We start from the raw sequence: 11,788 nt of genomic DNA, 5'->3' as shown, positions 1-11,788 counted from the left end.
GTTTCTTGATTTCTGTTCAATTTTCAAAGACCAAATTTTCATCGTTGACTTTCTTGTCAACTTTTGTTTTATTGTGTCACCCCTAAGCGACTTCTTCAGTATATCACCTAAGTTTTTTCATGTCAACAAGTTTTTTTAATGAGTTTGAAATTTTATTTCTAACTTATTTTTTACTTGTTTGCCACATCTCTCAGCGACGAATTTTATAATATCATCTCAAAAAACAAATGTCAACACTATTTTAAAAGTTTTTTATTATTTTAATAAAAAAGTGGCTGCGCACACTTTCGAGCCTTAATATCACTTATCGCCTTTGCCACTGTTGTTCTTCCCCTATCAAGTCTTAAATACTATTTAGCTAAACCTAAATTTTAGCTACTTTAAAGTCTAAGAAGTTCTATAATTTATAATAAAAAAGCCTATATCCTAAACAGTTTTCATACTGCAAAGTCTACAGGCATTATTATTTATATATTAATATCTTTATTGTTAATGTTTTTATAAAATCTTTAGTATAAAATACTATACTAATATATTAACACTACGTTTAAACAGAGCATTTTTAAAGATATTCTTTTTTCATAACTACTAGAGGATATAAATTAGATCCTATAAGTTTTTCTCCCTCTTTAACCTTTATTCCCTTATCTGTAATTACACTATCTAATACAGTGTTATCTTCTATAATACTATCTTGCATTACTACACAGTTTTTCAATTTTGCATCCTTACCTACAAAAACTCTTCTTCCTATAACACAATTTTCTACCTCGCCTTCTATATAACATCCATTAGCTATTATAGAATTCTTAACATTACTAGTATCTGTATAATGTGTTGGTGCCTCATCTTTTGCTTTTGTATATATTCCTCTATCTTCTCTGAATATTTCTTTACTTATCTTTCTATTCAATAATTTCATATTGCTATCGTATAATGTTTTTATAGAATTTATACAATTTAGCTCGCCATCAAATTTATATGCTCCTACTCTTAAACTGTCTAAATTATCATGTATAAAGCCTTTAACTTTTTTATACATTCCACTAACTAAGCAATCTTGAACTATATCTATAAATAAACTAGTTTTTAATATATAAACTTCCATACTTATATTAATGTTATTGTCTCTACCTACATTTTCACCGATGCTTACAACTTCATCTAAATCATCAAAGTTTAAGACATCACATCCTACAAATGATTTTTTACCATTGTTTATTTTTTTATATACCATTGTTATATCTTGTCCACTCTTTTTGTGATAATCAATTACATCTTGATAATCTATATTACAAAGCATATAAGATGGTGTTAATAACAAATATTCCTTATGACTACGCTTAAAGAACTCTATATTTTCTGAAAAATTATGAACATCTTCATATACTGGATCTACTTCACAAAAATTAAATACTCTTAACCCATTTTGATTTCTGTGCAAGTCCCATGGTCTACCATTAGTTAAATGATCAATTAGTGATCTAGACTTATTTTTTGTAAAAATTCCAATACTCTCTATACCTGAATTTGTCATATTTGATAGTACAAAATCTATAACTCTATATCTTCCTGCTATAGGAACTGATGCAAGTGGTCTATTTATAACTAGTTCTCCCATTTTTGTTTCGTTTTCATCTAAATTTATTATTCCAACACAATCATTCATCTCTTTTTCCCTCAACTTTCCTTATACCGCCTTGCTATTTTTCATGATACTACCCATCTTTACCTCTTCTTTGGCAGCAACTATTTCAATTTCATCTCCTGTGCCTATTACACAGTCTTTTCTTATTACAGCATCATTTCCAATTATAGCCTTTTCAATTATCACATTATCCCCTATTTTAGCGTTTGTCATAATAACAGAGTCTTTTATTATTGTATTTTTACCAACTTGCACACCTTGGAATAAAACTGAATTTTGTACTGTTCCGTTAACAGTGCATCCTTCAACTATAAGTGAATTAGTAACCTTAGCATTTTCCCCTATATATTGTGCCGGTCTTACTGGATTTGTTGAATATATTTTCCAATCTTGATCATGTAAATCAAGTTGATTATCAGATTTTAACAAGTCCATATTTGCTTGCCAAAGGCTTTCAATAGTTCCAACATCTTTCCAATATCCTTCAAATGGATAAGCAATCATTTTACCACCGTCATTTAACATTGATGGTATTATATCTTTACCAAAGTCATTGCTTGAGCTTTTATTTACTTCATCATTTCTTAAATATTTCTTTAATGTTTTCCAATTAAAAATATATATACCCATGGAAGCTAAATTGCTTTTAGGTATTTTAGGTTTTTCCTCAAATTCATATATGGACATATCATCTCTAGTATTCATTATTCCAAAACGACTAGCTTCATTTATTGGAACTTCAATTACTCCAATAGTTGCATCTGCATTCTTTTCCTTATGGAATTCTAACATTTTTGTATAATTCATTTTATATATATGATCACCTGACAGTATAAGTACATACTCTGGATCATATCTGTCAACAAATTCTATATTTTGATATATTGCATTTGCTGTTCCTTTATACCAATTACCACCCTTTTCTTCTTGATATGGTGGTAATATACTTACTCCACCATCTTTTCTATCTAAATCCCAAGGTAGTCCTATTCCTATGTGTGCATTTAACTCTAAAGGCTTATATTGTGTCAAAACTCCCACTGTATGAATCCCTGAATTTGCACAATTGCTCAAAGGAAAATCAATTATTCTATACTTTCCTCCAAATGGCACTGCTGGCTTAGCTAACTTCTTGGTCAATACTCCTAATCTTGAACCTTGTCCCCCTGCTAATATCATAGCCACAATTTCAGTATTTCCCATAAATATCTCCTCTCTTTTTCCCCTTAAATTATCATGTATTCACGACATAACTCTTATAAATCTTCTTCAAACAAAGTATCCATTTTAATTTACATATTTATTTAGATAATATTAAAAAATTATATGGTGATAAGTTGATATCAGCCTTATCAAAATCTATAGTTTTATTACTAAATAATTCGCTATATACACCTTCAAATTCAAATTTATTTAAGTTTTTATGCAAGCCTGAATTATTTAGTACTACTATTATGTTTTTTCCTTCATATGTTCTTTTTAATATACATATGTTTACATCCATATCAAATATTTTTAAATTACCTTTTCTCAAAACCTCTTCATTTTTTCTTATATTTATTATCTTAGAATAAAATTTTAATATCTCTTGATTTTCATTATTCCATGGATAAGCCTTTCTGTTTTCAGGATCTTTTCCACCCTTTAACCCAGCTTCATCTCCATAATAAATTACTGGTATTCCTGGTAATGTCATTTGAAAAACTATCATTAATTTAAGTAAATATAAATTTCCATCTAATATTGTTAAAATTCTTTCAGTATCATGTGTACCTATAACATTCATATTAGAATTAAAAATTTCTCTTGGATAATTCTCATACAAAGACATTATTCTCTTTTTTAGTTTTTCAGAAGTTATATACCCTTTAACAAAATTTATTAAACATTCTCTTAACGGATAATTAGTAACTGAATCTAATTCTTTTCCAAATAAATATTTTCTTCGTTTTGAATAGCTTATTTTATTAGAAGCATCATCCCAAACCTCTCCTATAAGTACACTATCATTATTAATTTCTTTCATTCTCTTTTTAAAAATCTCTATAAATTTATCTGGCAATTCATCAGCAACGTTTAATCTCCACCCACTAGCACCCAAATTCATCCATTTCTCAATTATAGATCCCTTTTTATTCACCATATAATCTAGATAGCTCTCTTCAAGTTCATTTACATTAGGTCTATTATTTATACCCCACCAAGATTGATATTGATAAGGATAAGTTATAAATTTATACCAATTGTAATACTTTGAATTTGGAGACTGATATGCACCAACTTCATCATAATTTCCATACTTGTTAAAATATCTACTATCAGATCCAGTGTTACTGAATACTCCATCTAATATAATTCTTATTCCTTTACTTCGTGCTATATTACATAATCTTGAAAATTCTTCATTAGTTCCAAACATTTCATCTATAACTTCATAGTCACCAACATCATATTTATGGCAACTAGAAGATTTAAATATTGGACTTAGATATATGATATTAGCACCTAAAGATTTTATATAATCTAACTTTTTTATTATTCCCTTTAAATTTCCACCATAAAAATCCCATCTCAAAATTCTTCCCATATTATCTTTTATATACATTGGATCATCATCCCACGTAGCATATAAAAAAGAATTTTTCTTTGGTTTATTTATGCTGTTATCTTCATTTCCATTACAAAATCTATCAACAAATATCTGATATATAACACCATCTTTATACCACTTAGGCACTTCAATTTTTTCATATACAGTTACTTCATATGGCAAAGGATCATTATTGTATACTTGTCCTTCTCCACCTAATCTTTCATCATTATTTCCATAATAAATTCTCTTATAACCATCTATTAAAATAAAATAATATCTTAGTAGTCCTGCTTTATTAGATGTATCTATTTCTACTGAGTATTTATAGTTTCCATCATTTAAATATTCCTTTTGCATTTCTAGTAAACTACTCTCATTATTAAAATCAATTAGTTCAAGAGCTACTAATAAATCTTTATTGACTATAATTGATAGTTTTATAGCTTTACCAACTTCAACTGCTCCGAAAGGCTTCTTGAAATTCTTATCTCGAGAATTGTATATCACTTTTATTTTATCCATAAATTAGTCCTTCCTATAAGGCACATTCAAATAAATAACTAGTCAGTATGCTAGTTTATTTTGTCAACTACTTCTTCCTTGGAACCTACTAATAGCACAACTATTAGCAGAACCCAAGTCATTGTATTTCACAAAATATCCGTCGCATCTTTGACTTGTTATTTATTTTCATATGCCTAAGTTCTTATAAATAACTTCAGATCCCCAGATTCCAGTTGCATATTGTTCAATGGTTCTATCTGATGAGAATATTCCTGAATGTGATATATTTATTCCACATATCTTATTCCAAATATCTTTATCTCTATAAATCGCATCTATCTTATCTTGTGCCTTTAAATAAGAATCAAAATCTTTTAATACAAAGAATTCATCATTATAATTTATTAAATTTTGATATAGAGTTTTGAATCTTTGCTTATCATTGTGGTATTTTCCATTAGTTAAATCATTAATAACATTCTTAATTCTTGAGTCATTGTTATACATTTCTAATGAACTATACCCTCCATTTTTATAGTAACTTAAGACTTCATCTGCCTCTAATCCAAAAATAACTATATTGTCTTCTCCAACTTCATCTTTAATTTCTATGTTGGCTCCATCAAGTGTTGCTACTGTAATAGCTCCATTCATCATAAATTTCATATTTGAAGTTCCTGAAGCTTCTTTAGTTGTTGTTGATATTTGTTCACTTACATCTGCTCCTGGAACAATCTCTTCAGCTAAAGATACATCATAGTTTTCCATAAATACTACTTTCATTTTCTTATTAACTCTTGGATCATTATTTACTTTATTTGCAATATTATTTATAAGTTCGATAATATTTTTTGCTAAATAATATCCTGGCGCAGCCTTTCCACCAAATATAAATGTTCTTGGATAAATATCTAAATTAGGATTATCAATTAACTTATTATATAAATCCATTATTCTTAAACAATTTAAAGCTTGTCTCTTGTAAGCATGTATTCTCTTTACTTGAACATCAAATATAGAATTTGGATCAACTACAATGCCTTCATTATCCAATATTGTTTTTGCAAGTTTTTTCTTATTTTCAAACTTTATCTTGCCTAGCTCATCTAAAACACTCTTATCATCTAAATGTTTTTGAAAATTTTCTAAGTCTAGTGGGTGTTTTATAAATCCATTCCCTATGATATCTGAGAGTAATCTTGTTAAATCAGGATTACACTTTAATAACCATCTTCTATGAGTTATACCATTTGTTTTATTATTAAACTTTTTAGGATACAAGTAATAAAAATCTTTCATTTCCTTTTTCTTCAATATTTCAGTATGAAGTTTTGCTACCCCATTAACGCTATGACTGCCTACTATAGCAAGATTAGCCATTCTTATTTGCCCTTCTCCAATTATAGCCATCTTTGATATCTTATCTTCTTGACCTTGGAACTTAACTTTTAACTCGTCACAGTATCTTCTATTTATTTCTTCAACTATCATAAATATTCTAGGAAGTAATTTCTTGAACATATCAACAGGCCATTTTTCTAAAGCCTCTGATAAAATAGTATGATTTGTATAAGATATGGTATTTTCAGTTATTCTCCATGCATCATCCCAATTTAATTCCTCTTCATCCAGCAATATTCTCATAAGTTCTGGTATAGCAAGAGTTGGATGAGTATCATTTATATGAATAGCTATTTTTTCTGCAAAGTCTAGTATCTCTCCACCATGCTTTTTAAAATGCCTTATTATACTTTGTATTCCTGCTGACACAAAAAAGTATTGTTGTTTTAATCTAAGCATTTTTCCTTCATAAAACGAATCTTCTGGATAAAGAACCTGTGATATGGCCTCAACTGAATTTTTATATTCAAGAGCTTGTAAAAAATCACCTCTATTAAACGAAGAAAAATCAAATTCATTAGATAATGGTTCTGCACTCCAAAGCCTTAAAGTATTAACTATTTCATTTTTGAAACCAACAACTGGAGTATCATATGGTATTGCTAATATTGGTTCATAATCTGCATGAACAAAATTTAATCTACCATTTTTCTCTTCTACTTTAATTTCTCCACCAAATTTAACAATTTCAGATTTATTAGTTTTTCTTTTTTCCCATACGTTGCCTTCCTTTAACCAATTATCAGAAACTTCAACTTGTTTTCCATCAATAATTTTTTGTTCAAAGAAACCATATTTATATCTAATTCCACATCCATGACCAGGTATATTTAATGATGCCATTGAATCTAAAAAACATGCAGCAAGTCTTCCTAGGCCTCCATTACCAAGACCCTGATCTTCTTCTAGATTTTCTAAGTCTTTTAAATTTATATTAAGCTCTTCTAAGGCTTCTTTACAAATATCCCTTATTCCAATATTTAATAAAGAATTACCTAATAATCTTCCCAGTAGAAATTCCATTGAAAAATAATAAACTTGTTTCTCACCTGTTTTATTATATTTTTTATTTGTTTTAAGCCATGTCCTCGTTACATAATCTCTTACCAAACTTCCTAAAGCTTCGTATTTTTGTTGGTTCGTTCCTTCCTTCAATTCTATTCCGTGCATTTCTAAAAATTTATTTACATATGCTTTTTTGAATGTTTTTTTATCCATTTCTATCATCATTACCCCTCCTTTAGAAAAATCATTAGATTATCTATAGCTTAATTCTTTGTACATATTTAAATATTCATCAGCTGACTTGCTCCAACTATTATTAGAATTCATAGCATTTTTTATAAGGTTTGACCATTTGTCTTTATCATAATAAATTTTTAAAGCGTACTCTATTATATGGAGTAATTCATCTGCGTTATAATTGCAAAAACTAAATCCATTTCCTTCACCTGTGTATTCATTGTAAGCTCTAATTGTATCTTTCAAGCCACCTGTTTCTCTTACTATTGGTATACTTCCATATCTAAGAGCTATAAGTTGTCCTAAACCACAAGGTTCAAATAATGATGGCATTAAAAACATATCTGATGCGGCATATACTTTATGAGCCAACACATTATCAAATCTAATATTTGCTGAAACCTTATTTCCATACTTATAATCTAACCACTTAAAGTGATCCTCATAATGTTTATCTCCAGTTCCAACAATAACTAATTGAATATCATTTTGTAATAATCTTTCTGAAATGTGTACTAATAAATCTAAACCTTTTTGACTTGTTAATCTTGTTACCATTGCAATCATAGGTATATTTTCATTAACGCTTAACCCTAATTCTAATTGTAAATTTCTTTTATTTTCATATTTATCATTTATATTATTTACATCATAGTTTTTATTTATTAAGTTATCATTTTTAGGATTAAATTCATCGTAATCTATTCCATTTAAAATTCCTCTTAACATATAAGATTTTTCTCTTAATAGCCAATCTAGTCTTTCTCCGAACTCAGGAGTTTTTATTTCTTCTGCATAGCTATAGCTAACAGTTGTTATCATATCTGAGTAATTTATAGCACCCTTCATAAATCCTACGCCATCATCAAATTTCAAATTAGTATTTGTATACTGTTCATAATCATATCCAAACAGTTCTGGTAATATCACTGGATCAAATATTCCTTGGAAAGCTATATTGTGAATTGAAAATACTGATTTTATATCCCAATAAAACATATCTTTTCTCATATATTCTAGTTTCAATAAAACTGGTATCATCCCAGTTTGCCAGTCATTACAATGAATTACATTTGGTTTCCAATCCAATTGTTTTATCATATCTAGTACTGCTCTATCAAAAAATGCAAATCTTTCAGCATCATCATAATGACCATAAATTCCATCTCTATAAAAATAGTATTCATTATCCACAAAGTAATAAATTACGCCATCATATTCATATTCTAAGATTCCACAATATTGATTGCGCCATCCAACATCTACGTTAAACCATTTATTAAATCTAAGTTTATTTTTTAATTCATGGTTTATTTCTTTATATTTAGGTATAACAACCCTAACATCTACATCTTTTCTTGCTAATTCCTTAGGTAACGCTCCAGCTACATCACCTAATCCTCCACTTTTTATAAACGGATGTGCTTCTGATGCTACAAATAAAACTCTCATACTTCTTCCCCCTAATTCACCAATGTTCTATTATTTTATATACTCAATTTTATCTAATAATTCTTCTCTATCTATTTCAGCTATTTCTGTTACCTTCTTCATAAAAGTTTTTTCTTCAACATCCTTGTATATAGATTTTATTTTTAATACTAATGTTGCCATAGGAGGTACTTTAATTTGTAATGAATATGGTTGATTATGATATTCTAATTTTTCTGATATTAATGTTTCACCCATAACTTGTCCCGAACCACCATACTTGCTATCATCTGTATTAAATACCTCTTCATATTCACCTAAAAATGGAACACCAATTTTATAGTCATAATATACAATTGGAGTAAAATTACTAATGAAAATTAAAGTATCATTATCATCTTTACTTCTTCTTATAAATTCAAGTATACTTTGAGAACTATTATCTGCATCAATCCATGTAAAACCTTTTTCATCATGATCTAATTCCCAAAGTGCTTTATTATCTATATAAAAATGATTTAAATCTTTAAAGAAAATTTGTGTTTGCCTATGCATATCATATTTATCTATTAAAAACCACTCTAATTCTTCATATTCTCTCCACTCTATAAATTGTCCAAATTCACATCCCATAAATAATAACTTTTTACCTGGATGTCCCATCATGTAAGATGCAAACAATCTTAGACCAGAGAACTTATTCCAATAATCTCCCCACATTTTATCAACCAATGATTTTTTACCATGTACTACTTCATCATGTGATATTGGTAATATAAAATTCTCTGAATAATTGTACATCATTGAAAAAGTTACTTTATCATGGTTAAACTTTCTGTATATAGGATCTACTTTTATATATTCTAAAGTATCGTTCATCCATCCCATATTCCATTTAAAATTAAATCCTAATGATTCTCCATTATTAGATTTACTAACATTTGGCCACGATGTTGATTCCTCTGCAATCATTAATATATTAGAAGCTTCAGCTTTAACAGCCTTATTTAATTGTTTTAAAAACTCTATACCCTCTAAATTTGCATTTCCTCCAAATTGATTAGGTTCCCATTCACCTTCTTCTTTACCATAATCTAAGTAAAGAATGCTTGATACAGCATCAACTCTAATTCCATCTATATGAAATTCCCTTATCCAATATAGAGCATTCGAGATTAAGTAACTACGCACTTCTGGTTTTCCTAAATCAAAGTTACAAGTTCCCCAACCACAATTTTCTGATCTCCATTCTTCGCTATACTCATATGTTGGAGTTCCATCAAATTTATATAATCCATGAGAATCCTTACAAAAATGTCCTGGAACCCAATCAAGTATTACACCGATTTCTTCATCATGCAGCTTTTCTATAAGCATTTTTAAACCATTTAAATCACCATATCTACTTGTTGGAGAATAATATCCCGTTCCTTGATATCCCCAAGATGCATCTAGTGGATGTTCTCCTAGTGGCATCAATTCAACGTAAGTATAACCCATATCTTTAAGATACTTTGGTAAAATTTTACTTAACTGCTCATATGTTAAAAATTCCCCATCTTCATTTTTTTTCCATGAACCTAGATGTATTTCATATATATTCATTGGTATTTCATATATATTTAACTCATTTCTTTTACTAATCCATTTCTTATCATCCCATTTAAACTTATCTGATTCACATACTATTGATGCAGTATTAGGTCTAAGTTCACTTTGTATTGCATAAGGATCAGATTTAAAATCTAATCGATCTCCTAATTCATCTATAAAGCAGTATTTATATCTAGCACCATCATTTATTTGAGGTAAGAATATACTCCACAATCCATTATCATCTAACTTTTCAAGTTTATAATTTTCATCTATTTTAAAATCATTAAAATCCCCAACTAAATAAGCTTCTTTTGCATTGGGAGCCCAGGTAGTAAACCTTACTCCTTTTTTTCTTTTCTCTGTTTTTATATGAGAGCCTAAAATCTTATAAGATTCATAGTTAGTTCCTTCATGAAATTTTTTAATGTTTGCTTGATTTAATTCATGAGAATTTGATTTTTTAGTATTACTTTTTACTTCTTTATTTTCACTGTTACTATTGCTTAAATTTGCTTTTACACTTGAGGCTTTTTTCTTAGTAGTTCGATTTGATTTTTTAGATGAACTTATTTTTTTAGCAGCTTTAGTTGTATCTTTTGCTGTGTCTTTTGCTATTTCGACTGTTTCTTCTGATGTAATTTCTTTTGATTCAATATCTAATTCATAATCTATCTTCTTGGTATCAGCATTACTCAAGTTATCCCCTCCATTTACTTTTTATCCACTTATTATATTTTTTACTATATCTAGTAATACGTGAAAGTTATCAATTGTTATTTTACCAAATTCTTGAATATAATTCATTAATTTTCATCATTGCTTAAATCTCATAAAACTACTTATATTTCAATTTTTCCTATTTATTTTGAGAATTAAGTTTAATTTTTTATGTTTATTTATAGTATTTTGTAAATTATTAATATAATATAGTTTAATAAACTTTTAGAGTGCAATTAATCTAAACGTTTTCTTTGAAAGCAAATGATTGACACCTATAATCTCAAACTAAAAATAATAATTAAAGAAAGTGCCGTATTAGCTAAAAATAACTAATACGGCACTTTAATAATTTATCTTAAAATTTTTACTAACAGTTTATAAATATTATAAATTTTTATATAACTAAAAAAGAGATAGTTATAACAACTATCTCTTTAAGCTTACCTGGCAACGTCCTAATCTCCCACACAGTCTCCCGTGCAGTACCTTCGGCGCTATGGATCTTAACTTTCCTGTTCGGAATGGGTAGGAGTGTTACTTCCATGCCATCATCACCAGATTATTTTGAAAGATTATTCTTTCAAAATTACACATAAATTGTATATAACAATTATTTATTGGTCAAGCCCTCGACCTATTAGTATCAGTCAGCT

General features: G+C 28.2%; 6 protein-coding genes and 1 rRNA gene. All 7 read right to left on the bottom strand.

The window, feature by feature from the left end:
• Positions 1 to 562: 562 nt before the first annotated feature.
• The 7 genes from glgD to rrf all read right to left on the bottom strand — a co-directional run bounded on the left by glgD (position 563) and on the right by rrf (position 11,694).
• Complete coding sequence (gene glgD / locus RYM86_RS18140; RefSeq protein ID WP_315082232.1) at positions 563 to 1,669, bottom strand: glucose-1-phosphate adenylyltransferase subunit GlgD; 1,107 nt, start codon at positions 1,667 to 1,669, stop codon at positions 563 to 565.
• 21 nt (positions 1,670 to 1,690) lie between these two features.
• Positions 1,691 to 2,851 carry a glucose-1-phosphate adenylyltransferase gene (locus RYM86_RS18135; RefSeq protein WP_315082231.1) on the bottom strand — a complete coding sequence of 387 codons (1,161 nt, stop codon included), beginning with the start codon at positions 2,849 to 2,851 and terminating at the stop codon, positions 1,691 to 1,693.
• Positions 2,852 to 2,948: 97 nt separating this feature from the next.
• Positions 2,949 to 4,763 (bottom strand): glycoside hydrolase family 13 protein, encoded by a 1,815-nt coding sequence (locus RYM86_RS18130; RefSeq protein WP_315082230.1) that lies wholly within the window; start codon positions 4,761 to 4,763, stop codon positions 2,949 to 2,951.
• A gap of 168 nt (positions 4,764 to 4,931) precedes the next feature.
• Positions 4,932 to 7,373: a glycogen/starch/alpha-glucan phosphorylase gene (locus RYM86_RS18125; protein WP_315082233.1), complete on the bottom strand. Its 2,442-nt coding sequence runs from the start codon at positions 7,371 to 7,373 to the stop codon at positions 4,932 to 4,934.
• Between the two features lie 30 nt (positions 7,374 to 7,403).
• A complete protein-coding gene (glgA, locus tag RYM86_RS18120; protein WP_315082229.1) occupies positions 7,404 to 8,840 on the bottom strand; it encodes a glycogen synthase GlgA in 1,437 nt (478 codons plus the stop codon).
• 30 nt (positions 8,841 to 8,870) lie between these two features.
• Positions 8,871 to 11,111 carry a 1,4-alpha-glucan branching protein GlgB gene (gene glgB, locus RYM86_RS18115; RefSeq protein WP_315082227.1) on the bottom strand — a complete coding sequence of 747 codons (2,241 nt, stop codon included), beginning with the start codon at positions 11,109 to 11,111 and terminating at the stop codon, positions 8,871 to 8,873.
• Between the two features lie 466 nt (positions 11,112 to 11,577).
• Positions 11,578 to 11,694 (bottom strand): 5S ribosomal RNA (gene rrf, locus RYM86_RS18110).
• Between the last annotated feature and the right edge of the window lie 94 nt (positions 11,695 to 11,788).

The sequence above is a fragment of the uncultured Clostridium sp. genome (assembly GCF_963527835.1).
GTDB lineage: Bacteria > Bacillota > Clostridia > Clostridiales > Clostridiaceae > Clostridium.
Note: the sequence above shows the minus strand (reverse complement) of the source record. Positions and strands in the feature narration are given on the sequence as shown.

Coding starts and splice junctions, on each gene's coding strand:
- glgD (WP_315082232.1), bottom strand. CDS start 1,669: ATGAATGATTGTGTTGGAATAATAAATTTAGATGAAAACGAAACAAAA.
- RYM86_RS18135 (WP_315082231.1), bottom strand. CDS start 2,851: ATGGGAAATACTGAAATTGTGGCTATGATATTAGCAGGGGGACAAGGT.
- RYM86_RS18130 (WP_315082230.1), bottom strand. CDS start 4,763: ATGGATAAAATAAAAGTGATATACAATTCTCGAGATAAGAATTTCAAG.
- RYM86_RS18125 (WP_315082233.1), bottom strand. CDS start 7,373: ATGATAGAAATGGATAAAAAAACATTCAAAAAAGCATATGTAAATAAA.
- glgA (WP_315082229.1), bottom strand. CDS start 8,840: ATGAGAGTTTTATTTGTAGCATCAGAAGCACATCCGTTTATAAAAAGT.